At 65.9% G+C, this 24,388-nt stretch carries 21 protein-coding genes; 15 read left to right on the top strand and 6 right to left on the bottom strand.

Annotation, left to right across the window (positions count from 1 at the left end; all coding sequences use genetic code 11):
• Positions 1-3: 3 nt before the first annotated feature.
• The 3 genes from nusB to dxs are packed head-to-tail and all read left to right on the top strand — an operon-like array spanning position 4 to position 2,948.
• A complete protein-coding gene (nusB, locus tag AAK988_RS00240) occupies positions 4-705 on the top strand; it encodes a transcription antitermination factor NusB (protein ID WP_369880254.1) in 702 nt (233 codons plus the stop codon).
• Between the two features lie 4 nt (positions 706-709).
• Positions 710-1,060: an exodeoxyribonuclease VII small subunit gene (locus AAK988_RS00235; RefSeq protein WP_369880253.1), complete on the top strand. Its 351-nt coding sequence runs from the start codon at positions 710-712 to the stop codon at positions 1,058-1,060.
• A gap of 10 nt (positions 1,061-1,070) precedes the next feature.
• Complete coding sequence (dxs, locus tag AAK988_RS00230; RefSeq protein WP_369880251.1) at positions 1,071-2,948, top strand: 1-deoxy-D-xylulose-5-phosphate synthase; 1,878 nt, start codon at positions 1,071-1,073, stop codon at positions 2,946-2,948.
• A gap of 78 nt (positions 2,949-3,026) precedes the next feature.
• Here dxs and AAK988_RS00225 read toward each other — a convergent pair whose 3' ends face one another.
• Entirely contained in the window at positions 3,027-3,692 is a 666-nt protein-coding gene (locus tag AAK988_RS00225; RefSeq protein WP_240806259.1) for a GNAT family N-acetyltransferase, read from the bottom strand.
• Positions 3,693-4,131: 439 nt separating this feature from the next.
• Here AAK988_RS00225 and AAK988_RS00220 point away from each other — a divergent pair, with 439 nt between their 5' ends.
• From AAK988_RS00220 to AAK988_RS00195, 6 genes are all read left to right on the top strand, one after another.
• Entirely contained in the window at positions 4,132-5,457 is a 1,326-nt protein-coding gene (locus AAK988_RS00220) for an ammonium transporter (RefSeq protein WP_369880250.1), read from the top strand.
• A gap of 42 nt (positions 5,458-5,499) precedes the next feature.
• Positions 5,500-5,838: a P-II family nitrogen regulator gene (locus AAK988_RS00215; RefSeq protein WP_136433641.1), complete on the top strand. Its 339-nt coding sequence runs from the start codon at positions 5,500-5,502 to the stop codon at positions 5,836-5,838.
• 50 nt (positions 5,839-5,888) lie between these two features.
• Positions 5,889-6,143, top strand: a complete 255-nt coding sequence (locus AAK988_RS00210) for a TIGR03905 family TSCPD domain-containing protein (RefSeq protein WP_369880249.1) — start codon at positions 5,889-5,891, stop codon at positions 6,141-6,143.
• A 64-nt stretch (positions 6,144-6,207) separates the two neighbouring features.
• The gene (locus AAK988_RS00205) at positions 6,208-7,326 is read left to right on the top strand and encodes a PucR family transcriptional regulator (protein WP_369880248.1); all 1,119 of its coding nucleotides are present in this window, start codon (positions 6,208-6,210) and stop codon (positions 7,324-7,326) included.
• 189 nt (positions 7,327-7,515) lie between these two features.
• Positions 7,516-8,646 carry an aminotransferase gene (locus AAK988_RS00200; protein WP_369880247.1) on the top strand — a complete coding sequence of 377 codons (1,131 nt, stop codon included), beginning with the start codon at positions 7,516-7,518 and terminating at the stop codon, positions 8,644-8,646.
• Positions 8,647-8,689: 43 nt separating this feature from the next.
• Positions 8,690-9,706 (top strand): ornithine cyclodeaminase family protein, encoded by a 1,017-nt coding sequence (locus tag AAK988_RS00195; RefSeq protein ID WP_369880246.1) that lies wholly within the window; start codon positions 8,690-8,692, stop codon positions 9,704-9,706.
• Positions 9,707-9,933: 227 nt separating this feature from the next.
• Here the strand turns inward: AAK988_RS00195 and AAK988_RS00190 are convergent, their stop codons facing one another.
• On the bottom strand, positions 9,934-10,980 hold the full coding sequence (locus tag AAK988_RS00190) for an inorganic phosphate transporter (RefSeq protein ID WP_135971139.1): 1,047 nt from the start codon (positions 10,978-10,980) through the stop codon (positions 9,934-9,936).
• Between the two features lie 426 nt (positions 10,981-11,406).
• Here AAK988_RS00190 and rpsA point away from each other — a divergent pair, with 426 nt between their 5' ends.
• Together rpsA and coaE are read left to right on the top strand one after the other, a co-directional pair.
• Positions 11,407-12,627, top strand: coding sequence for a 30S ribosomal protein S1 (gene rpsA, locus AAK988_RS00185; protein ID WP_135971138.1), 1,221 nt, complete (start codon positions 11,407-11,409; stop codon positions 12,625-12,627).
• 145 nt (positions 12,628-12,772) lie between these two features.
• On the top strand, positions 12,773-13,381 hold the full coding sequence (gene coaE / locus AAK988_RS00180; RefSeq protein WP_369880245.1) for a dephospho-CoA kinase: 609 nt from the start codon (positions 12,773-12,775) through the stop codon (positions 13,379-13,381).
• Between the two features lie 54 nt (positions 13,382-13,435).
• Here the strand turns inward: coaE and AAK988_RS00175 are convergent, their stop codons facing one another.
• Positions 13,436-14,563 carry a YeiH family protein gene (locus tag AAK988_RS00175; protein WP_369880244.1) on the bottom strand — a complete coding sequence of 376 codons (1,128 nt, stop codon included), beginning with the start codon at positions 14,561-14,563 and terminating at the stop codon, positions 13,436-13,438.
• A 331-nt stretch (positions 14,564-14,894) separates the two neighbouring features.
• On the opposite strand from AAK988_RS00175, the gene uvrB reads away from it, so the two are divergent.
• Entirely contained in the window at positions 14,895-17,012 is a 2,118-nt protein-coding gene (uvrB, locus tag AAK988_RS00170) for an excinuclease ABC subunit UvrB (RefSeq protein WP_151430567.1), read from the top strand.
• Positions 17,013-17,266: 254 nt separating this feature from the next.
• Complete coding sequence (locus tag AAK988_RS00165) at positions 17,267-18,883, top strand: polysaccharide deacetylase family protein (RefSeq protein WP_369880243.1); 1,617 nt, start codon at positions 17,267-17,269, stop codon at positions 18,881-18,883.
• A 199-nt stretch (positions 18,884-19,082) separates the two neighbouring features.
• Here the strand turns inward: AAK988_RS00165 and AAK988_RS00160 are convergent, their stop codons facing one another.
• The 3 genes from AAK988_RS00160 to AAK988_RS00150 are packed head-to-tail and all read right to left on the bottom strand — an operon-like array spanning position 19,083 to position 21,472.
• The gene (locus tag AAK988_RS00160) at positions 19,083-20,705 is read right to left on the bottom strand and encodes a DNA repair protein RecN (protein WP_369880242.1); all 1,623 of its coding nucleotides are present in this window, start codon (positions 20,703-20,705) and stop codon (positions 19,083-19,085) included.
• Positions 20,706-20,717: 12 nt separating this feature from the next.
• Positions 20,718-21,164, bottom strand: coding sequence for a hypothetical protein (locus AAK988_RS00155; protein WP_135971134.1), 447 nt, complete (start codon positions 21,162-21,164; stop codon positions 20,718-20,720).
• Positions 21,165-21,166: 2 nt separating this feature from the next.
• Positions 21,167-21,472 (bottom strand): hypothetical protein, encoded by a 306-nt coding sequence (locus AAK988_RS00150; protein ID WP_135971133.1) that lies wholly within the window; start codon positions 21,470-21,472, stop codon positions 21,167-21,169.
• A gap of 283 nt (positions 21,473-21,755) precedes the next feature.
• On the opposite strand from AAK988_RS00150, the gene AAK988_RS00145 reads away from it, so the two are divergent.
• Both AAK988_RS00145 and pheS read left to right on the top strand, forming a co-directional pair.
• Positions 21,756-22,898 (top strand): coiled-coil domain-containing protein, encoded by a 1,143-nt coding sequence (locus AAK988_RS00145; protein WP_369873384.1) that lies wholly within the window; start codon positions 21,756-21,758, stop codon positions 22,896-22,898.
• 423 nt (positions 22,899-23,321) lie between these two features.
• The gene (gene pheS, locus AAK988_RS00140; protein ID WP_135971131.1) at positions 23,322-24,383 is read left to right on the top strand and encodes a phenylalanine--tRNA ligase subunit alpha; all 1,062 of its coding nucleotides are present in this window, start codon (positions 23,322-23,324) and stop codon (positions 24,381-24,383) included.
• Positions 24,384-24,388 lie beyond the last annotated feature (5 nt).

Raw genomic sequence — 24,388 nt, 5'->3', positions numbered from 1 at the left:
CCTATGGCTTCGAGAAAACACGAGAGAACCCTCGACCGCGCCTGTGCGGTGCAGGTTCTCTATACGAGCGAGCTGAAGGGGGAGTCCCCCTCCAAGCTGCTGGACGAGGGGCTCTGCCTGGTGGCCACCGAGCAGGCCCCGGCCACCGAGGAGGAGGCGGCCACGGAATTCGGCCGTATCTGCGAGGGCTCCCTGAGCGATTACGCCCTGGCCCTCATCCGCGGTGTCGAAGGCTGCCAGGCCGAGATCGACGAGCGGCTCGAGGGGGCGTCCGAGAACTGGACGCTGTCCCGCATGCCCATCGTGGACCGCTCCATCCTGCGCCTGGCCACTTACGAGATGTACTACTGCGATGACGTACCGGTTTCCGTGTCCATCAACGAGGCCGTTGAGCTGGCCAAGGACTTTGGCGGGGAGGAGGACTCTCCGCGCTTCGTCAACGGCGTGCTCGGCCGCATCGCCCGCTCCATGGACGAGGGCCCCGAGGCCGGCGGCGAGGTGGCCGGGGCGGAGGAGGCGCCGGCCGATGATTCCGCAGTCGCGGCCGCAGCCGAAGCCCCCGTTGCCGAGGATGCTCCCGAGGCCGGCGGCGAGGTGGCGGCTGCGCCCGCGCCGCCGATCGCCGACGAGATCGAGACCGTCACGGCAGTCGACGTCGTGCGGGGCGCTTCGGGTGCTGCGGCCTGCGTGCAGGGGGAGGTGTAGCTCCGTGGATGCTGCGCAGCCGTCGGACTTCGGTCGGGTGCACGAGCGCCTGACCCAGATTGTGGACGAGGTGTCCGCCGACGACATCTCCCTCGATGACGCCCTCAAGCTCTACGAGGAGGCCGTGAAGCTGGGTCTGTCTGCCTGCGATTTGTCTGAGCAGGACATCGAGGCGCACCTGGCCGCCGAGGGCGTCGAAGACGCCTCCGCTCGCGCCGGCGTCGCCGTGGCCTCTTCTGCCGATGCGCCGACCGATGCTGCGGACGCCTCTTTGGGCGAGGCGGCTGAAGGGGTGCCGGACGAGGTTTCCGGGCCTGCTTTCGAAACCGCCGCGGGCGAGCGTGCCGCCGTATAAAGGGGGTTTCATGGACATGCCGCGCATACTCGATGCTATCAGCTCTCCTGCCGACCTGAAGGTGCTCGACAACGACGAGCTGGCCATCCTCGCCCGCGAGATTCGCCAGGAGATCGTCGCCACCACCTCGGTGACCGGGGGGCACGTGGCCTCATCTCTCGGTGCGGTGGACATCATCGTGGCCCTGGAGAGCCTGCTCGACATGCCGCGCGACCGCGTGGTGTTCGACGTGGGGCACCAGGCCTACGCCCACAAGCTGCTCACCGGGCGCCGGGAGGCGTTCAAGACCCTGCGCACCTACGGCGGCATCTCCGGCTTCACCAAGCCCCACGAGAGTCCCTACGACGTGCACTACTCCGGCCACGCCTCCGACTCGCTGTCCATTGCGACGGGTCTGGCGAAGGCGCGCCAGCTGAAGGGCACCGACGAGAAGGTAGTGGCCCTCATCGGGGATGCGTCGCTGGCAGGCGGCATGGCCTTCGAGGCGCTGAACTACATGGGCAACGAGCAGCTGCCTCTGGTCATCATCCTGAACGACAACGAGATGTCCATCTCGCGCAACGTGGGCGCGCTCATGAAGCACCTGGGCAACCTGCGGGCGAACGGCCACTACCGCGAGGCCCGCGAGGGCCTGCAGGCGGCCATGGAGCAGGGCGGCCCCGCTGCTCGCGGCCTGCTCGGCTTCGGGAAGAACATGAAGGAATCGCTCAAGCAGATGGTGATTCCCCACGCCATGATCTACGAGTCGCTCGGCATCGTGTGCACCCATCCCGTGGACGGTCACAACATCGCCGAGCTGCGCGACATTTTGTCCCTCGTGCTGGAAATGGACGGCCCGGCCCTCGTGCACGTGGTCACCCGCAAGGGCGAGGGCTACGAGCCGGCGCGGCAGGATCCGGAGCGCTTCCACGGCACGGGCCCTTACGACATCGCCACGGGCAAGGCGGTGAAGAAGCCCGCGAAGGCCCCCAGCTATACCGAGGTGTTCGGCGCTGCCTTGGCCGATGAGGCCGCTCGCGACAAGGGCGTGGTGGCCATTACGGCGGCCATGACCGGGGGCACGGGGCTGAAGGATTTCGCTGCCGAGTTCCCCGAGCGCTTCGTGGACGTGGGCATTGCCGAGGAGCAGGCCATCGGCATGGCGGCCGGGCTTGCTTCGGGAGGCAAGAAGCCCGTGGTGGCCCTGTACTCCACCTTTATGCAGCGGGCGGTGGACCAGCTTATCATCGACTGCGCCCTGCCGGATGCGAACGTGGTGCTCGCCTTCGACCGTGCGGGCTTGGTGGGCGATGACGGCCCCACGCACCACGGTGTGTTCGACATGGTGTACTCCCGCATGGTGCCCAACGTGTGCGTGCTCGCCCCCTCCGACGAGGCGGAGCTCGTGCACGCCCTGCACACGGCGCTCTCGCTGCCCGGCCCGGTGACGCTGCGCTACCCGCGCGGCGAGGCCGAGGGGGCGTGCCTGCCCGATGCGCCCGAGCTTCTGGAAGTGGGGAAGGCCCGCGTGGTGCGCGAGGGGGGCGATGCGGCCCTGCTCGCCTTCGGGCGCATGGTGGGATGTGCCCGCGCTGCCGCCGACCTCCTGGCCGCTGAGGGCATCGAGTGCCGCGTGGTGGACATGCGCTGGGTGAAGCCGCTCGATGAGGAGGCCATCGCTGCCGCGGCTGCCACGGGGCTTGTGGTCACCGTGGAGGAGGGCGTCATCGCCGGTGGCGCCGGCCAGGGCGTGCTCGAGGTGCTCGCCCGCCTGGGCGCGCAGGTGCCGGCTATCACCCTGGGCATTCCCGACCAGTTCGTCGGCCAGGGCCCAGTGGGCCGCCTCTTCGCCGATCTGGGCCTGGACGCCGAGGGTATCGCCGCCGCGGTGCGCGCGAAGCTGAAGTAGCGGCTGCGGATCGGATTCCTGTCACGAAAAAGGCCCGCGTCGTCGCGGGCCTTCGAATGTTCCGGGGGTCGGTGGGTGCTACTTCAGCTTCTTCTCCATGATGTAGTCGTTCATGACGAAGCCCTCGCCGATATCGGTTTCCACGGCGTCGATAATCTCGAAGCCGTGCTTCTTGTAGGCGCGGATGGCCATCTCGTTTCCCTTGTTCACGGTCAGGTACATCGCATCCAGCCCGCGCTCGCGGCACAGGCGCTCGTAGAAGCGCACGACGCTGGCGATAAGCCCGCGGCCGCGATGCTCCTTCAAGAGGTATACCTTCGAGACGAAGAAACGGTTCGTGTCCGCCTCCACGCGTCCGCCCGTGTAGCCGATGATGCGCGGCTTGGCGGCCTCGTGTGCGAAGTCCTCGGCGTCGTGGGCCAGCTCTCCATCGCGGTCAGATTCCACGGCATCATCGGCGCCGGCCGGCGCGGGCCTGCCCTCGTCGTGGATGTCGGCACCGTGGACGGCCTGGTCGAGCTCGCGCGGGGTGGCGTTCTCGCGGTCCATGATGAAGAAGTACTCGTAGCCGTTATCGGCAATGTCGGCACGGAAGGCGTTCAGGCTCTGGAACTTCTCGACCATGTAGTCGGTCTGCTCTTGGCCGATGAGCGCCGGCCAGTACTCGTTCCAAATGTGGTGGGCCATATGTGCGAGGGCCTCTACTTCCTCGTCGCGCTCGACCTGGCGGAATGACACGCTCATGGGGTTTCCTTTCCGATTGGCGCCAATGGTGCGAGCACTTCTCGCTTTTTTGGACAAAAAGCCTTCGAGTGCGCTGTCTCGAAGGTTCCGCTGGCCGCCCGGGGTCGAAATAAGCGGTTTTCGAGCCCTTCCCGGGGTCATTTGAGCCCGAATGGGATCATTTTCTCCTTGCGGGAGCTCACTCGACGCACTTTTGTCCAGGATTGCGCAATGTGCTCGTCGATCGATCCCATTGTAGACATTTCCTGGGCCCTCGATGCCGGTGTCGCGAATTGTTTCCGCTCCGTGGCAAGGAAAGGTCGCTTGCGTTAACGCTTCTTTGAGAGAGGGTTAACAATCATCGATGACCTTGGGGGTGCGCCTTTGCCGTGGAAGAATCGAAGGCGTTCCCGATGCGCGCGGGCGGCCGGCCCGCGCCGATGCAAGGAGGTCGATTGCCATGCTCGATACTGGCTCGACCGGCTTCATGCTCGTGTGCACCATGCTGGTGCTGCTCATGACGCCCGGTCTCGCATTCTTCTACGGAGGGCTCTCGCGGCGCAAGAACGTGGTGAATACCATGGTCATGATCTTCGCGGTGCTCGGCATCGTGGGGGTGGCATGGGTTGCGTGCGGCTGGTCGTTCGCCTACGGCGGCGACGGCACCATCCCCGTTTTCGGCGACTTGGACCAGCTGGGGTGCTTGAGCGCGGTGAACGACATGATGGCCGAGGCCGCGGGCACGCCCGATGCCTTCGCGATACTTTCAGGCCAGGGGGCGCTGGCCGCTGATCCGGAGCTGGCGGCAAGCTACCCGGCCATTATCGATATCGTCTTCCAGATGGCCTTCGCGATGATCACCTGCGCCATCATCACCGGTTCAGTGGCCGGGCGCATGAAGTTCGGCGCGGTGTGCGCTTTCGTGGCAGTGTGGGTGCTTGCGGTGTACGCGCCGCTCGCCCATATGGTGTGGGGCGGAGAAGGATCGCTCATCGGCGAGATGATCGGCGCGCTCGACTTCGCCGGGGGTGACGTGGTGCACATCTCCTCGGGACTTACGGGCCTCGTGCTCTGCATCATGCTCGGTCGGCGCAAGGGCTTCGCCGTGCTGTCCTACCGGCCCCACAACGTGCCCTTCGTGGCGCTCGGCGCGGCGCTTCTGTGGTTCGGGTGGTTCGGCTTCAACGCGGGCAGCGAGTTCGCTGCCGACGGGGTGGCGGCCTTAGCGCTGCTGAACACGGTGACGGCCAGCGCGGCCGGCGTGCTGTCGTGGCTTATTGTCGAGCGGCTGCACGTGGGGAAGTGCACGCTGGTGGGTGCGGCCACGGGACTCGTGGCGGGTCTGGTGGCCATCACCCCGGCCGCCGGGTTCGTGGAGCCGTGGGCGGCGCTTGTCATGGGCGCGGTGACAAGCCCAGTGGTGTACGCGGCCATCGCCTGGGCCAAGCGCCGCATCGGCTACGATGACGCCCTGGACGCCTTCGGTTGCCACTGCATCGGCGGCATTGTCGGCGGCGTTCTGACGGGGCTGTTCTGCGTGCCGGAGCTGTCCTGGACCGATGCCGGCGGTCTTCTGTACACGGGCGACTGGTCGCTGCTGGGCGCCCAGGTGCTCGGCATCGTGGTGACGGTGGTGTTCGTGGTGGCAGCCGACGTGGTGCTCGGGTTCATCGTGCGGGCCTGCTTCGGCGGCAGCCTGCGCGTCTCGGCCGCCGACGAGGCGGCTGGCCTGGACGTGGCCGTCCACGGCGAATCGGCCTACCCGGCCTATCTGGGCCTGGACTAGCGGAGCAGAGCACGGCAAGCAACAAGTAAGGAGCTGAGACCTATGAAGCGAGTGACGGCCATCGTGCGGCCCGAGAAGATGGAAGCCCTGAAGGACGCGCTGTTCGCGGCGGACGTGAGCGGCATGACCATATCCCAGGTGCACGGCTGCGGCGCCCAGCACGGCTGGAGCGAGTACGTGCGCGGCACCGAGGTGCTGCTGAACATGGTGCCGAAGGTGAAGTTCGAGATCGTCGTGGACGATGGGGAGGTGGACGGCCTCGTGGACACTATCGTGGCGGCCGCGCGCACCGGGGAGGTGGGCGACGGCAAGATCTTCGTGGCGCCCATCGAGGAGGTCGTGCGCATCCGCACCGGCGAGCGGGGCGCAGCCGCTGTGTAGGGGGCGTGCGTGCTACAATCTCTCGCGAGAAAACGAGAGAAAGGAACCCCATGCACATCTATACCCCCCGCGGCGTGTGCTCCCGCCAGATCGATGTGGAAGTGAACGGCGACACGGTGGAGAGCGTCCAGTTCACCGGTGGCTGCGACGGCAACCTGAAGGCCATCTCCAAGCTGGTGGCCGGCATGAAGGTAGACGACGTGGCCGCGCTTTTGGAGGGCAACACCTGCGGGCGGCGCTCCACCTCCTGCGCCGACCAGATGGTGCGCGCTCTGCGCGAGGCCCAGGCTGAAGGGCAAGCCTAGAAAAAGCAAGCGGTAAGGGCCCAGGCGGCGTTGCCCGGGCCCTTCGTCATGGAAGGGGATTTCGATGATCTGCGTCGGTGATCTGTGCGCCCTGGCGTCCATCTCGGGCATCGAGGTGCTGTCCGGCGCCGGGGCCACCTCCCGCCGGCTGGTGCGCGAAGTGGCCATCATGGATGACGAGCCCCTCACCGGCTCCTACGATGTGTTTCATCCCGGTGATGCCGTTTTCGCGTCGCTGAGCTTCTGCGGCGGCGATAACGCGGTCATGGACGAGGCTGTGGCAGCCCTCGCCTCCCGCGACGTCGCCTGCGTGCTCGTGAAGGGCTCGCTTCCCTACGCACCTTCCGAGGCGGTGCTGGTCGAGTGCCGCCGGCGTGCCGTTCCCCTTATCCGCTACGGCGCGGGCCTGCTCGAGCAGATTATCTCGGAGGCTCGCGCGCTCATCGCCGAGGATGCGCGCGCCGATCGTGTGGAAGAAGCCCTGCGCGCGCTCATGGAGCGCCGCAGGGGAGACGATGTGCGCCAGCGTTTCGGAGAGGTCACGGGCCTTGGGGGCTCGTGGGTGCAGGTGGCGGCGTTCTCAGCGGCTGAGGGCGACCCGCTTGTGCTGGCGGCGTTGAAGAATCAAGTGGCGTGCGAGCTCTCGCGGATTGCCCCCTGCTTCACGGCCCGCTTCGGCGACGGTGTCGTCGCCTGCGTCTCGTGGGAGGGCCCCGAGGAGGGGCTGAGCCGTGCGTCGCTGGAGGCGCTCGTGGCGGGGTTCGGCTCGCACACGGCAACAGGCGCCTCCGAGGTGCTTCCGGCAGATGAGGCCGATGTCGCTCTGCACGAGGCGCTCGGCTGTCTGGAAGCTGCTCGGGAGGGCATCGACGCCCCCGTGCTCTGGCAGACCGCCGGATTCGATGCGTTTCATGCAGTCCGACGGCGCGATCCATTGCTCGCGCGGGCCTGCGAAGCGGGTTTGGGCCTCCTTCGGGCCTCTGACGAGGAAACGGGCGGAAACCTCGTCGAGAGCATGGGGGTCTATGTAACGTGCGGGGGAGACGTGACCGCAGCGGCGGTGCTCCTTGCCCAGCACCCCAACTCCATGCGCAACCGCATCAACCGCGCTCGCAAGGTCCTTTCCCTGGAAAACGCTACCGACAAGGAGCTGTTCGCCTATCTGGCCATGATCTATCTCTAGGTTGTCGCGCTTCGGGCTTTCCTGGTCGGGCGGGCGCCAATCAAGAGGGCCCGCTGCCCTTGCGTTGCCGTTGTGGGCGCTCACAACCATTGCCGCCGGGCTCTGGTGCTGGCTCCATGAGGGGCGCCGGCTCCTCCCCTTATGCTGGAATCACCGTGAAGGGAATCGCGTTCAGCAAAAGGAGAGCCCATGGAGATCAAAGATTTCGAAGTCGAGCAGTGGATGAACCTCTGGGAGACGAAGTGCACCTACAACGTGGCCGAGACCTGCGTCTACTCGCTGTCCCTCGATCAGCTTTTCGAGCTCACCGGGGGCGACAAGGCCGCCTTTCTCGACGCCTTCGCGACGCGCCGTCTCACCTACGGCGACATCGAGGGCCGCCCCGACCTGCTTTCCGGCATTGCCAGGCTCTACCGCACGGTTAAGCCCGAGCACATTATCCCCACCCACGGCGCCGCGGGGGCCAATTCGCTCGTGCTCTCGACGCTGGTGAACCCCGGCAACCACGTGGTGTCGGTCATGCCGACTTACCAGCAGCTCTATTCCATTCCCGAGATGTGCGGCGCCAAGGTGGACGTGCTGCATCTCGAGAAGGAGAACGGCTATCATGTGGATGTAGAGGCGCTCGATGCCCTATGCACGCCCGATACGAAGCTCATCTGCATCAACAACCCCGACAACCCCACCGGTGCGCTGCTCGACGGCGAGACGCTGCGGGCTATCGTGGAGGTGGCGCGCAAGAACGACGCGTGGCTGCACTGCGACGAGGTGTATCGCCATCTGAACCAGACCGACGCATATGCCGAGTCCGTCGCCGACCTCTACGAGAAGGGCGTCACCACCAGCTCTATGAGCAAGGTGTGGTCGCTGGCGGGCATCCGCTTGGGTTGGTGCATTACCAAGGACGAGCAGCTGCGACGCGATCTGCTGTCCCACCGCGATTACAACCTCATCTCCTGCGGCATGTTCGATGAGGCGGTGGCCGCCTATGCCCTTGCCCATGCCGATGCGATTCTTCATCGCAGCCGCCGCATTGTGCGCGAGAACCTCGCCACCCTCATGGAATGGGTCGATTCCGAGCCGCATCTGTCCATCGTGAAGCCCGAGGCCGGTACCACGGCGCTTGTCTACTACGACTACGACATCCCCTCCTACGACTTCTGCACCGATATGGTGAAGTTCAACGGCGCTTTCGTCACCCCGGGCGACTGCTTCGAGGAGCCGAAGAGCTTCCGCGTGGGTTACGGCTACTCCGACGATCCCGATGCCCTGCGCAGCGGCCTGCTCGCCATCAGCGAGTACCTGCGTACCCTGGAATAACCGATCCCCCTAGCATTGGCGACGATTGAGAAGGAGAAAACCGATGAGCGAGATTCGCATTTTGTCCGCTAAGGACGTGACGGCCTGCCTCACTATGGACGAGGTGATCGACGCCGTGCGCGAGACCTATCAGCAAAAGGCCGAGGGTGCCGCTGAGGCGTGGCCCATGGTTTACCATGCTTTCGAGCCGGGTGTGGCCGATATGGACATCAAGTCCGGCGTGCTGGGCGCCCCCGGCGTGTTCGGGCACAAGACCGTCGCTTGGTTCTCGGATAACCCCAAGCGTGGCCTACCCGACCTCTACGGCATTATCGTTGTGCTCTCCTCCGAGACGGGCGAGCCGGTGGGCGTGGTGGACGGCTCGGCAATCACCGGTTTGCGCACCGGTGCCGCCGGCGGTTTGGGCGCGAAGGTGCTCGCGAACCCCACGTCCGAGAGCCTGCTCATGGTGGGCGCAGGCCATCAGGCGCCCTATCAGATTGCAGCGACGCTCTCGCTGCTCGATGGCATCAAGGTGGTGCGCGTGGCCAATCCGCACAATCCCGACCGCGCCTGCGACCTGGCCAGTCATTTGCCCCGGAAATTGGCTGACCAGTTCCATCGGGAGTTTCCCGGGGTGCGCTTCGAGGCGGCAGACGACTTGGCGAAGGCGGTGGACGCAAGCGACATCGTCATTACAGCCACCATGGCCACCTCTCCGCTCATCGATGCCTCCTGGGTACGCCGCGGCACGCATTTCTCCTGTATGGGCGCAGACATGCCGGGCAAGCAGGAGATTGATCCGGCCATCATCGCCGGGGCGCGCCTGTTCACCGACGATACGGCGAACTGCGTCGGCAACGGCGAGATCGAGCTCGGGCTGGCTCAGGGCGTCTTCGGTCCCGGTCAGGTAGCCGGCGAGCTCGGCGAGGTGCTCGCGGGCAAGGTTGAGGGCCGCATCGATCCCGACGATATCACCGTGTTCGATTCGGCCGGTACGGCCCTGCTCGACATCGCCTGCGCCAAGATCGCCCTCGACCGCGCCGCCGAACTCGGCTTGGGTACGGTGGCGGCGCTGTAGATGTTGCTTCGGAGGGGGGGGTAAAGCCAGAGGGCGGCCCTACAGGAGCATCTCCACGGCGCAGAAGGCCAGCGATGCGGCGAAGAGGAGGTTGGCGGCGCGGAAGTGGTGCAGATAGAAGCCTTGCAGGGCAACGCCGAATGCGACCCAGGTGAGGTAATAGCTCTCGGCGATACGTGGCTATCGCCGAGAGCTATGAAGCGGCGTTCCGCTCAGAAGGCGGTTGCCTACAGCATCATGAACAGCTTGGCGAGGCTCCAGCCGATAAAGCCACAGCAGGGGAAGGTGAGCACCCAGGCCCACACCATGCGCCGGGCCACGCCCCAGTTCACACGGCGGAAGCTGCGGGAAGCGCCCACGCCCATGATGGAAGCGGTGGAGCAGTGCGAGGTGGACACGGGCATGCCGGTCATAGAGGCTACGAACAGGGTGATGACCGTGGAGGCGGAGGCCGCCACGCCCTGGTACTTCTCGAGCGAGACCATGTCCATGGCCACCGACTTGATGATGCGCTTGCCGCCGAGCAGGGTGCCGAGCGACATGGCCAGCGAGCAGATGACCATGAGCCACAGGGGGAAGTCGGTGGCGCCACTCGTCTCCATGCCGAAGGCGAGCGCTATGCCCAACAGGCCGATGGACATGAACTTCTGGCCGTCTTGGGCGCCATGGAGAAACGACAGCGCGCAGGCGCAGATATCCTGCAGCACCACGCACACCCTATTGCCGCGCTTGCGGTCGGCGCAGGAGAAGAAGAACTCGATGATCTTGGTAGTTGCCATGCCGAGGATGAAGCCTCCCACGAGCGAGAACGCCATGCCGTAGATGACGAGCATCCACTCGGAGAGCACCACGCCGGCCAGACCGTTCAAGGCGATGGCACCGCCCGTGACGCCGGCGATGAGCGAATGGGACTTGCTGGCGGGGATGCCCCAGAACCAGCAGAACACGCCCCAGCCGATGGAGCCTATCATGGCGGCGATGAGCGCGAGGAGCGCCTGGTGGGTGTTGCCCGAGAAGTCCACCATGTTGAACATGGTGTGGGCCACGGCCGTGGAGATGTAGGTCATGCCCACGAGTCCCGCGAAGTTGAATACGGCCGCCAAGATGAGCGCGGCGGTGGGGGAAAGGCAGCGGGTGGACACTGCCGAGGCGATGGCGTTGGGGGCATCGGTCGCCCCCGAGATGATCGTCACGCCGATGACGAGCGCCAGAATGCCGAGCAAGACGGGATGATCGCCTACCTGCGCAAGAAACATCGAAAGCGTCAATTCCATGCAGAGCCTTATCTCGATGAAACCGATCTGAAGAAACGCACAGCTCCTTATTCTAACGCACTGGCCGTCGGTGGGGATCAGGTGATGCGCCAAAAAGCGGCTCGGCGCGCCGCCGGCAGAAGGCGGGGAGTCGTCCGCCGATCGCGTTCTGCCGCCCCTGTGCGTCCCTCCCCGTGTCGAGGCAGCGTCGGTTTTGGGGCGTTTGGCGGCGGTACGGAAAATGTCCGCACTCGGGGAAAATCCACAATGTTTCGCTCGCGCCCAGTGCTATACTGGGCGAGCTTGCCCAAACGGGCAAGTGAAAGTATCTGTTGGCCCCCGAGACATGTTTGTTGCACCGCGATCCCTTGCTTGCGCAAGCGAACATGGTAAGTATCAACCATCATGACGAAGGGTCCCCGATTTAGTTTTTGAAAGGGGTCCGTTTTGACCGAAATCAAGAACACCTCCGTGATCGACTTCTCCGACATCTCCGACGAGCAGATGAACGAGATGATCGACGGCACGCTGACCGAGTTCGACGAGGGCGATCTCGTCGACGGCACCGTCGTCAAGCTGGAGCATGACGAGGTGCTCGTGGACATCGGCTTCAAGAGCGAGGGCGTCATCCCCTCCCGCGAGCTGTCCATCCGCAAGGACGCCGATCCGTCCGACATCGTGAGCCTGGGCGACAAGATCGAGGCTCTGGTTCTCCAGAAGGAGGACAAGGACGGCCGTCTCATCCTCTCCAAGAAGCGCGCCGAGTACGAGCGTGCCTGGATTTCCGTCGAAGAGAAGTTCAAGGCCGGCGAAGTGGTCACCGGCGAGGTCATCGAGGTGGTCAAGGGCGGTCTTATCCTGGACATCGGCCTGCGCGGCTTCCTTCCGGCCTCTCTCGTGGACCTGCGCCGCGTGAAGGACCTGGACATGTATCTGGGCACCGAGATCGAGGCCCGCGTCATCGAGATGGACCGCAACCGCAACAACGTCGTGCTGTCCCGCCGCGTTCTCTTGGAGGAGGGTCGCAAGAACGAGCGCGCCGAGATCCTCTCGAAGCTCTCCAAGGGCATGCGCCTCAAGGGCAACGTGTCCTCCATCGTGGACTTCGGTGCCTTCGTGGATCTGGGCGGCATCGACGGCCTGGTGCACATCTCCGAGCTGTCCTGGAACCACGTCAACCATCCCTCCGAGGTCGTCAAGGTGGGCGACGAGGTGGAGGTCGAGGTGCTCGACGTCGATCTGCAGCGTGAGCGCATCTCCCTCGGTCTCAAGCAGACCACGCCCGATCCGTGGATCCAGCTCGTGGAGAACTACCCGGTGGGCACCATCGTCGACGGCAAGGTTACCAAGATCGTGCCCTTCGGCGCCTTCGTCGAGCTGGGCGACTCCATCGAGGGCCTGGTACACATCTCCGAGATGGCCGGCCGCCACATCGACACCCCGGCGCAGGTCGTGCACGCGGGCGACGATGTGAAGGTGAAGGTCATGGAGATCAACCCGGATCGCCGCCGCATCTCCCTGTCCATGAAGGCCGCCGCCGAGGAGCTCGGCTTCGAGATCGACGTGGACGAGTCCGTGCAGGCCGAGGAGAAGCCGGCCCGCCGCAAGAAGGCCGACGAGGCTCCTGCCGAGGCCGAGGTTGAGGCTGTGGAGACCGTCGAAGAGTAAGCAACCTCGGATGCCCATAGCCGCTGTATTCGATCGGTGACTTTCAGAAGGCCGCTCTTCGGAGCGGCCTTCTCGTGTATCATGGAGCCGTTGAAATGTCTGCGCAGGATCGCGCGAAGGGGCGCGGTTTCGGAGGAGGTACTGCATGAAGAAGCTGTTTCTCATCGGCGGCATGGGCGCCGGCAAGTCCACGGCCCGCAAGGCGCTGACCGATGAGGGTCTGGCCTGGATCGATCTCGATCAGGTGGGCCACGAGGTGCTTACGTGGGGCACGGTAAAGGACGATCTGCGCGGCGCCTTCGGCGACGGCGTCTTCGACGAGGGCGGGGAAGTGGTGCGCGCGGAGCTGGCCGCGGTGGCCTTCGCGAGCCCGGCGGCCACGCGCAAGCTGAACTGCATCACCATGCCGCGCATCGAGGAGCGCTACACCGACCTCATCGACGAGTTCGAGCACGAGGGAAAGCCGGCTGTGGTGGTGGAGTACTCGGTGTTCCGCAACCGCCAGCAGTCGCTGGCCTACGGGGCCGATGTGGTCATCGCCGTGCTCGCGCCGCTGGAGGTGCGCATCGAGCGCGCCGTGGCCTCGGGCTTTTCCGAGGAGGACGTGCGGGCCCGCATCGCCCGCCAGATTACCGACGCCGACCGCATCGAGGCGGCCGACGTGGTATTCAACAACGACGGCACCCCCGAAGAGCTCCGCAACGAGGTGCTCGCCTGGTGGAACGAGTATAAGAAGGAAATCTGGCTCGGATAGAGCCGATTGCAGATCGACGTCTCGGAGGCCGTCTCGTGGAGACGGCCTCTTTTGCTACCACAGTCCGAGCGTGTGCTGCATGGCGAGGCTGGCGGCGGCGATGCAGATCCAGCAGATGAGACCCATGAGGATGGGCTTGGCGCCGGATTTCACGAGCTTCACGAGGTCGGTGTTCAGCCCGATGGCAGCCATGGCCATGACGATGAAGAACCGACTCAAGGTCTTCAAGGGTGCGAAGACCGCCACGTCGGCGCCAGCGGCCACGGCAACCGTGGTGATGACCGAGGCTGCCAAAAAGAGCAGGATGAAGGTGGGAAGGGCGCGCTTCAGCGAGAAGCCGCTGAGGGGCTTCGTGGCGGCGGGAGCCGCCGTGGCGATCTCGGCGTTGGCAGCAGGGTCGCTCGCTGCCGTGCCGTCAGTGCCGTCAACGCCTGCAGCCGCGCCGACGCCTGCCGCGTTCTCCTTGCGCGCCACTGTGATGGCCAGCACGAGCGTGATGGGGATGATGGCGAGCGTGCGCGTGAGCTTCACGATGGTGGCGTCGTCGAGCGCGTTGGCGCCGGGGTGCATGCCGTCCCAGGCGGCTGCGGCGGCGGTGACCGACGAGGTGTCGTTCACGGCGGTGCCGGCGAACAGGCCGAAGCCCTCGTTGGACATGCCGAGCGCGCTTCCCAAGGTGGGGAAGATGAGCGCCGCGATGACGTTGAACAGGAAGATGACCGAGATGGCCTGGGCCACCTGCTCGTCTTTCGCCTTGATGACCGGAGCCGTGGCCGCGATGGCGCTTCCGCCGCAGATGGAGGAGCCCACGGCGATGAGCGTGGCGATGGCGCTATCGAGGTGCAGCACGCGGTACAGGAGGTAGCCCGCGATGAGGGCCGTGGCGATGGTGGAGCAGATGATGGGCAGGCTCTCGGCGCCCACGGCGGCGATCTGGGCCAGGTTCAGCCCGAAACCGAGCAGGATGACGGCGTACTGCAGCACCTTCTTGGCCGTGAACGCGATGCCGTCCTGAACGGTGCCCCGCGCCGGCTGCTTCCAAACAAGGGCGATGGCCATGCCTGCCAGGATGGCGAATACCGGGCCGCCGACGACCGGCAGCGCCTCGCCAAGAAACCAGCAGGGCACAGCGATGGCCGCACACACCCCGATGCCAGGCACCACATTCCTCAGATTTGCCACAAGGGCCTCCTTGTCTTCCCATCCGGTGTCTCAACGGCGATTGCTGAGTATAGCACCGTCCGAGCCGGGGTTCCCGCGCCGACTGGGAGCGAACGGTGGACGCGGCGCGAAGGCCATGGGAGAATAGATTGGCGAGGTTGAGCATCTTGGCAAGTTGGGGCGCTGGCTCTTGTAGGGGAAGAAAGACGGTCATGAATGAAGAGACGCAGGTAATAGTTACGAACATCTGTTCATTTCTTTGGGAAGGTGCTAAACTGTTCCCCTTACATTGATTCTCATTGAGAGGAGGGGGCCCGTGTCCACTCATCTTTCCAATATCGAGGGCATCGAGATGGCCGGCAAGCTTCCCGAGGTGCGCCTGGCGGGCACGCCGTTCAAGGTGGTTTCGCCCTTCGAACCGTCGGGCGATCAGCCCGAGGCCATTTCAGCGCTCGCAAAGGGCATCGAGGAGGGGCTGCGCTACCAGACGCTTCTGGGCGTGACCGGCTCCGGCAAGACCTTCACCATGGCCAAGACCATCGAGGCGGTGCAGAAGCCCACGCTCGTCATGGCGCCGAACAAGACCCTCGCGGCCCAGCTGGCCGCCGAGCTGAAGGAATTCTTCCCTGACAACGCCGTGGTGTACTTCGTCAGCTACTACGACTACTACCAGCCCGAAGCCTATGTGCCCGCGTCCGACACGTTCATCGAAAAGGACGCCTCCATCAACGAGGAGGTGGAGAAGCTGCGCCATGCGGCCACCTCGGCCCTGCTGTCGCGTCGCGACGTGATCGTGGTGGCGTCGGTGTCGTGCATCTACGGCATCGGCAGCCCCATGGACTATGCCGGCATGGCCGTGTTCGTCGACAAAGAGAAGGAGATGGATCGCGACCAGGTCATCCACGAGCTCATCGATATCCAGTACGACCGCAACGACTACGAGCAGAAGCGCGGCACCTTCCGTGTGCGGGGCGATGCGCTCGACGTGTTCCCGCCCTACGCCGACCACCCCATCCGCATCGAGTTCTGGGGCGATGAGATCGAGTCCATCGACGAGATCGACCAGGTCACCGGCGAGGTGCTAAGCAGCTACGAGGCGCTGCCCATCTGGCCGGCGTCCCATTACGTGACGGCGCGGCCGAAGATGGACAAGGCCCTGGTCACTATCCAAGACGAGCTGCGCGAGCGCCTCATGCAGTTCAAGGAGGAGGGCAAGCTCTTGGAGGCCCAGCGCCTGGAGATGCGCGTGAACTACGACTTGGAGATGCTGGAGACCATGGGTTTCTGCTCGGGCATCGAGAACTACTCGCGCCATCTGGACGGACGGGCGCCGGGCGAGCCCCCCTACACGCTCATCGACTACTTCCCGAAGGACTTCCTCTGCATCATCGATGAGTCCCACGTCACGGTGCCGCAGATCCGCGGCATGCACGAGGGCGACCGCTCCCGCAAGATCACCCTGGCCGAGCACGGCTTCCGCCTGCCCAGCTGCCTGGACAACCGCCCCTTGCGCTTCGATGAGTTCGAGGAGCGCATCCCCCAGTTCGTCTACGTGTCGGCCACGCCGGGCGACTACGAGGAGAAGGTGAGCCTGGCCCAGGTGGAGCAGGTCATTCGCCCCACGGGCCTGCTGGATCCCGAGATCGTCGTGCGCACGAGTGCGAGCCAGATAGACGACATCATCGACGAGGCCAAGGACCGGGCCGCCCGGGGCGAGCGCGTGCTCATCACCACGCTCACGAAGAAGATGGCCGAGGACCTCACCGACCACCTGCTCGACCAGGGGGTGAAGTCCCGCTACATGCACTCGGACATCGCCACCCTGGAGCGCACCGAGATTTTGCGCGATCTGCGCCGGGGCGAGTTCGACGTGCTTGTGGGCATCAACCTGCTGCGCGAGGGCCTGGATCTTCCCGAGGTATCGCTCGTGGCCATCCTGGATGCCGATAAAGAGGGCTTCCTGCGCAACCACCGCTCGCTCATTCAGACCATCGGGCGCGCGGCCCGCAACGTGTCGGGCCAGGTCATCATGTACGCCGACCGCATCACCGACTCCATGCGCCGCGCCATCGACGAGACGCGCCGGCGCCGCGAGATCCAGATGGCCTACAACAGCGAGCACGGCATTGAGCCCCAGACTATCCGCAAGGCCATCAACGACATCATGGGATTCATCACCGAGGACGTGGAGGGCAGTACGGCCGAGCAGGTGAACAAGGAGCTGGCCGAGCTGTCCCGCGAAGAGGTGCTGCGCATCATCTCCTCCATGGAGGACGATATGGCAGCGGCCTCCCGCGATATGGACTTCGAGGAGGCGGCCCGCTTGCGCGACCAGGTGGTGAAGCTGAAGAGCTCGGTGGAGGACAAGTCCGAAGACGACGTGCTGAAGGACCTGAAGAAGTCGGCCCGCAAGGGAAGCGCCTACGGCAACCGCAAGCACGCCGCCTACGGCAGCAGCCGTGGGGCCTGAGCGTTGCCGCATGGGGGGGGCGGGGCGCGAGCCGTGGCGAACGGGTCGGCGGCGTTGCCTGGGCTGCGATGGCTTCGGCGGCCCGTCGCGGGCCCCAGGATGCTCTCGGTTCGGCCCATGCTCGCTCGTGGAGATGCTGCGGATTGCGATCTTTACGGAAATGTAAGCCGGAGAGCGCGGGGAAACGAGGCTGCAGGACGTATAATGCCCCTAGACAACCTGTGCCACCCTTGAGCTTGCTTGAAGGAAGTTAGATGCCCAATCAGCCGATGACTCCTGCGGGAGGAAGCCATAATCCGCGGAACAACCCGCGGCCGCATCCCAAGCCCACGCGCCGGCACCCGTCCCAGGAGACGGGGAGCTTTTCCGCGGCCCCGTATCTGACGGGCCCGGCGGCCGTCCTTCCGCCCGACGATGAGCCGGCTGTGACGGGGTGCTCTTACCCGAGCGGCCATGATGCCGCCTCCCAAGAGGCGGCGGCCCGGGCTGCCTACGAGCAGTACGCCGCGGCCGTAAGCCAGCCCCATCCCCAGGCGGCGAATCACCCGCAGTACGGCTCGCGCTATCAGCAGCAGGGCGGCTATGCCGGTTACGCTCCCGCGGGGGCGAACCCGCGGGTCATGCCCGCTCAGAAGACCGAGGGGCAGATGACCCCCTACGACGACATGGGCCGCTATAAGAAAAAGGGAAAGAAGAAGGGCGGCATCGTCTCGGCCATCGTCGCCGTGGTCATCTTGGCGGTCATCGGGGTCGGCGTGTACCTCTATTTGAACCCGCCCACCTACAACGTGACGGTCAACGGCATGACACGCACGGTGCACGATGGCGCTACGGTAGGCGATATCATAAACGAGGGCATCGTGTCCCCTAAGCCCGGCAACCTCCTCGCCGTCGATGGGGAGGTACTCGAGGAGGGCGGTGGTACGCCGTTCACGGGTACCATCAACGGCAGCGAGTTCACCGATGCCGCCACGGCCCTTCACAAGGGCGATACGCTCCAGATCGAGGACGGCGCCGATGCCACCGAGGATTACGAGGCCGAGACCGTGGAGAGCGAGCCGGGCCATCAGGAATTGGGCGACGGCGCCATCCATGTGTACGTGCCCGGAGAGACGGGCCAGGTGGAGAAGCGCACCGGCAAGGTGTCGGGCAAGACCGTCGAGGAGACGGTGCGCGAGGGCCGCGATAACATCTATCTGAAGTACAACGCCGATACCAAGGGGGAGAAGGTCGTCGCGCTCACCTTCGACGACGGCCCCATCGGTACCACGCCCGAACTGCTCGATGTGCTGAAGCAGTACGGGGTGAAGGCCACGTTCTTCACCATCGGGGACCAGATCTTCGATAAGACCGATTTCTCAGAAGTGGTGAAGCGGGCCGCCGACGAGGGACACCAGATCTGCACTCACAGCTACGATCACGCCTCCGGGTCGGGCCGCGGCGTCGATATGACCCGCATGTCGGCCGACGAGCAGATCGCCGAGGTGCAGAAGGGCCAGGACGCCATCACCCAGGCTACGGGCAAGGAAGCGTCGAAGATCTTCCGCTCTCCGGGCGGCAATTATCACGACGAGATCATCTGGACGCTGCAGCCCTACGTGACCGGAGAGATCGGCTGGAACGTCGACACCGAGGACTGGCGCCGTCCCGGCGCCGAGGCCATCGCCCAGCGCCTGCTGAGCGTGAAGCCCGGCGATGTGGTGCTCATGCACGACGGGGGCGGCGACCGCAGCCAGACCATCGAGGCGCTGAAGATCGCCCTGCCCCAGCTGGTGGAAGAGGGGTACAAGTTCGTGACCATCGACCAGCTCATTGCCTATGACGACGTGGAGGCCCTGGCCAAGGACCTGCAGGACGCCGCAGCCGCCTAAGGCGCCTGCGGTTCCCCGTGGGAATCATCATTGGGAAGCGCGCCGGCGCGCCGATCGCCTTTCCGGTCAGGGGATGGGGGCTTTGCCCTCATCCCCTTCTTCTAGCGGGGCTCAGCTTAGGGGGGGCGGCGCCCTCCTCCAGCAACAAGGCCGCGTGCCGACGAGCAAGCATCGCGGCCTGCACCGACAGACGGCGCGATCAGTCTCGGGCGCGGTCGAGCATTTCCCGGGCATGGGCCAGGGAGGTCTCGGTGGTGCTGCCCGACAGTAAGCGGGCAATTTCCGCGATGCGGGCATCCCCCTCGACCGGGGCGAGCTCGGTGCGGGGCTCGTCGCCGGCTGTCTTGGTGACGGTGTAATGGGCATCGGCCAGCACGGCCACCTGGGCCAGGTGGGTGATGACGATGACCTGATGGCTGGCGGCCAGCTCGGCGAGGACGGCGGCCAGGGCGTTGGCGGCGTTGCCGCCCACGCCGGCATCCACCTCGTCGAAGATGAGGGTCTCGGTGCCGTCGCGCTCGCCGAGCACCACCTTCACGGCCAGCATGACGCGACTGATCTCGCCGCCGGAGGCGATGCGGGTGAGGGGGCGCGGCTGCATGGATTTGCTGGCCCGGAACTCGAAAGCGACAACGTCGGGGCCGCTGCGGCTCCACTGCTCGCGCGGCAGCTCGCCCACGGTACAGAGCAGCCCGGCCCCGCCCATCTCCAGGCGCGCGAGCACGGCGTTCACGGCCTCTGCGAAGCGGGGGGCCGCGCCGCGCCGCGCCCTGTCGTAGGTCGCGGCCCGCTCGGCGAGGACCGCCTCCGCCGCGTCCCGTGCCCGCTGGGCCTCCTCGATGAGCCCGTCGGCATCGTCGACGGCGGCCACGAGGGCGGCTGCCTCGTCCCAGCGGGCGAAGACCTCCTCCATGGTGGGACCGAAGCTGCGCATGAGACCGGTGAGCTGGCCCATGCGCTCCTGGGCCTCGGCGAGGGAAGCGCCGTCGAAGTCGATGCCGTCGCAGTAGGCGGCCATGTCGCGGGCCACATCCTCGATGACGAAGGAGGCCTCGCGCAGGGACTGGGCGTAGGGGGCAAGGCTCTCGTCGGCCCGCGCAGCCTCCTCGATGAGCCCGATGGCGGCGTTCAGGGCATCGAGGGCCCCTTCGTCGCCGGACAGGGCCGCCGCCGCGCCGTGGGAGTTGCGGGCCAGCGTCTCGGCGTGCTCGGCCCGGGCGAGCCAGTCGCGCACCTCCTCGTACTCACCGCCCTGGGGGTTGGCGGATTCAATCTGCTGAAGGGTGAAGCGGGCCTCGTCGAGCTGGTTAGAGGAGGCGCTCGCCTGGGCCCGAACCTCTCGCAGGCGCGCCTCGGCCGCCTCGGCCGCCTCGAGGGCCGCCCGGTAGGCTCCGGCCACCTCGGCAGTCTCGTCGGCCCAGGCGTCTAGGATGCGGCCGTGCTCGGCGGTCTTGAGGAGGGCCTGGTACTCGTGCTGCCCGCAGAGCTCGATGAGGGGGCCGACGGTGGCCGCCAACTCGGAGACGCTGGCCATGGCCCCGTTGATGGAGGCGCGGGAGCGGCCGTCGGCCCCGACGCGGCGGGAGATGACGAGGTCGTCGGCTTCTCCCGGAGCGAAGAGCCGTCCGTCCACCTGGGCCCGCTCGGCCCCCTCGCGCACCACGGCGCTGTCGGCCCGCGCCCCCATGAGCAGCTTGCAGGCCGAGATGAGGGCGGTCTTGCCGGCGCCGGTCTCGCCGGTGAGCACGGTGAGGCGCGGGGAGGGGGCAAGGGCGGCCCTGCGGATGAGGGCGATGTCTCGCACGTGGATTTCGTCGATCATGGGGCGCCCTTTCTAGAAGTCGATGAGGTCGAAGACGATGCCCTGCTCCCGCTCGAGTACCTCGAAGAACTCCTCGGGCTCCACCCGGCGGATGGGCCGTGAGATGTCGACGGGGCCGGTGCCCGTGATGATGAAGTCGGCCTGGATCTTGCGGGCGCAGGCCTCGGTCAGGGCCGTCTCGTAGGGAACGCCCCCGTGGTCGAGGGCGAAGCGCACGTCGCCGCCGTCTACGGAGCAGACCGACAGAAAGCCCATGGTAGAGCGCAGGGCCGATCGGGCCTCCCCGTCGGCCACGGCCGTGGCCAGGGCGCTGCGCACCCGCTCGAAGCTCGCCGCTCCCACCCACAACTCCGCTGTGCCCGTCAGTTCCAGGGCGTTGAGCTTGTTCCAGGCCTCGCGGGTCTGGGGTCTCTCGGCTACGAAATCGAGCAGCATGTCGCTATCAATGAACAATCGCATGGCTACATCTCCTCGGGACAATCGGGCTCAAAGGCCGCAAGGGCCGGCCCCTCGGGGCCCCAGAATGTGGCGGGAACGCTGCGAGTGGCGTGGCGCAGGCGAAAGCGCAACTCGTTGACTTGCGCGTCGGTGAGCGTGATGCGCAGGGGCTGTTCGCTCGGCTGCGGGTCGGGCAGCTGCCCGGTGCGCAGCACGTAATCATAGGCAGCGTTCACCAGCTCAGTGGGGGATGAACCGATGGAGCGCAGCTGCGCATTGACTTGATCCCGAATCTCCACGGGGACTCGGGCGGTGACCATGGCATGCATGGTGCCTCCTTTCCGTATGGACGCAGTGTAGGGGAAGGGAGTAAAAAAATCAATAGTAATACGAACAAACATTTGCATTACATGGAAGATTCTGGTATCGTGCAGCGAGGGGCGGGACGCTCGGTCATGTCTTTTTCGGCAAGACGCTTGTCAGCAACCGTATTATTCGGGAAGATAAAGCGATATGTCACGGGCCGCCTCCTCGGAAACGGGGAACCGGTCCGGAGAATGTCAGCGCAACGAAAGGGATGCCTTGGTATACCTGCAACGACAAGGACGGCGCTTGATCGCGGGCTTCATGGCGATCCTGCTCGCCTGCTCCCTGGCGGCGTTCGCGCCCGTATCCGCTTTGGCAGACCCGGCCGACGACGCCCAGGCTGCCGTTGACGATGCCCAAGCCACGCTTGATGCGGCCGAGTCGCGCATGGCCGAGATAAACGAGGAGTATGAGCAGCTCACGGCCGAGGTGGAGCGTCTGCAGCAGCAGATCGACGACACCGCGGCCTCCGCTCTTGAGGCCCAACAGGCGATGCTGGAGGGACGCTCCGTCTTGGAATCGGTGGCCGTGGGGGAGTACCGGGATGGCAGTTCTCTGGGACTTCTCGGCCTGGTGCTCGACTCGAAGAACTTCGATGACCTGCTGCGCAATATGGAGTACGTCAACCAGATCATGGCCTATCAGGCCGAGGAGATCGCCGAGCAGAAGGAGCGCAAGCGCGCCTTCGATGAGGTCTCCGACGAGCTGAACGCCCAGAAGAACGAGCAAGAGCAGGCCCTGGCCGCCCAGGAAGAGAAGCGAGCCCAGGCCGAAGCCGTCGTCCAGGGCGCCACCGAGCGCCTGGCCGGCGCCAAGGAGGACCAGGCGGCCCGGCTGGCCGAGCTGGCCGCCCAGGCCGAGGCCCTGCGCCAGCAGCAGGCTCAGGCCGAGGCTGCTGCGGCTGATAATGTGGAAGAGAGCCCCGATGCCAACACCGGCGATCGCGAGCCGGTCGTCTCCGACGACGAGCCAGTGACGTCCGACCCCGACGAGGGTTCCGGGGGCTCCGGTTCCGGCTCGGGCTCCGATTCCGAGTTCTCGGGCTCGGGGTCGTCCAACGAGGGGTGGCTTTCGGGCACCGCATCGGCCTACGGCGGCAGCACCGATCCGTCCACGCCCAACCCGGGCACCACGGCCACGGGCGCCATCTGCGACGATAACTCCATGGGCGTGGCCGTTCCCAAGTCGATGCCCAACTACCGCAGCTACTTCGGCCGCACCGTGGAGATCCGCTACGGCGGCATGACCGTGTACGCCACGGTGAACGACTGCGGCTCCATGGGCGGCGGCAGCCGCGTGCTCGATCTGCAGCCCGGCGTATGGAAGGCCTTCGGCTTCTCCAGCTGCCGCGACTGGGGCCTGCGCACGGTGAAGTACCGCTTCCTGTAGCGTCGCGGCCGCCTCCCGCGGTCTCTGCGGGGATTGCGGTGGTCGCACCGCAAGAAGTGCGCTATACTGCACTGCTACATGCGATGACGAAGATAAGGCTCGCAGGCTGAGATCACCAGAGAAGGGCCCCCCGGCTGAAAGGGTCCGATCGGAGGCGCGAGACCCGTTCCCTTCCGAGCAGCGCCCTTGAACCCGGCAATCCCCGTTGCGGCGCCGGCCAGTAGGGGGCGACGGCTCGCTCCCGTGACCGAGCGCAACGAGCGGGCGATGGCGCCCCCGGCCGAGGGCCGGACGGAGCCATGGCCAACCGAGGTGGTACCGCGAGAGCCCTCTCTCGTCCTTGGGTTTCGGAGACGTGTCTCCGGCCAAGGCGGGAGAGGGCTCTTTTCTATAGGTTCGATGTACGAGAAAGGGAAGGCAGATATGGCAATCGCAGAGGAGCTCGCGGCGCTGCGCGAGAGCACCCTGGCCGCCATCGAGGCGGCGGCCGACTCGACGGCCCTCGACGGGGTGCGCGTGGCGGTGCTGGGCAAGTCCGGCAGCCTGACCGGCTATCTCCGCTCCATGGGATCGGTTCCCCCCGAGGAGCGGGCGAGCGTGGGCAAGGCCGTGAACGAGGCCCGCGTGGAAGTGGAGGAGGCCCTGGCAGCCCGCAAGGCCGTGCTCGATGCCGCGGAGCTCTCCGCCGCCATCGATGCGGCGGCCGTGGACGTGACGTTGCCCGGCCGTGCCCAGCAGATGGGCACGCGCCACCTCATCAACGGCATCATCGACGAGATCTCCGACATCTTCTTGGGCCTGGGCTACAAGGTGGTCGAGGGCACCGAGGTCGAGACCGACTACTACAACTTCACGGCCCTGAACGCCCCGGCCGATCATCCGAGCCGCTCCATGCAGGACACCTTCTATGTGCGCGATCTGTCCGGCGACGCGGCTCGGGTGCGCGGCGAGTCCGACGTGCTCCTGCGCACCCAGACCTCCGGCGTGCAGGTGCACACCATGGAGGACTGGGACCTGCCCATCTACATGGTCGCCCCGGGCAAGGTGTACCGCCGCGACGTGGCCGACCCGTCGCATTTGCCCCAGTTCCACCAGATCGAGGGCCTCGTGGTCGATCGGGGCATCACCTTCGGCGACTTGAAGGGCACCCTCGACTACCTGTGCAAGCAGATCTTCGGCCCCGAGCGCAAGACCCGTTTCCGCGCCCATTACTTCCCCTTCACCGAGCCCTCGGCCGAGGCGGACGTGAGCTGCGGCATCTGCCACGGCGAGGGCTGTCGCATGTGCAAGGGCACCGGCTGGATCGAGATCCTCGGCTGCGGCATGGTGGATCCCAACGTGCTGTCCATGAGCGGCATCGATCCGGAGGAGTACTCCGGCTTCGCCTTCGGCATGGGAGTGGAGCGCATCGCCTGCCTGAAGTACGACGTGCCCGACCTGCGCATGCTGCTCGAGGGCGACATGCGTTTCCTGCGTCAGTTCTAGGAGAG

It is taken from the genome of Adlercreutzia muris, assembly GCF_041223505.1.
Taxonomy (GTDB): domain Bacteria; phylum Actinomycetota; class Coriobacteriia; order Coriobacteriales; family Eggerthellaceae; genus Adlercreutzia; species Adlercreutzia muris.
This window is presented reverse-complemented; position numbering and strand designations above follow the sequence as displayed.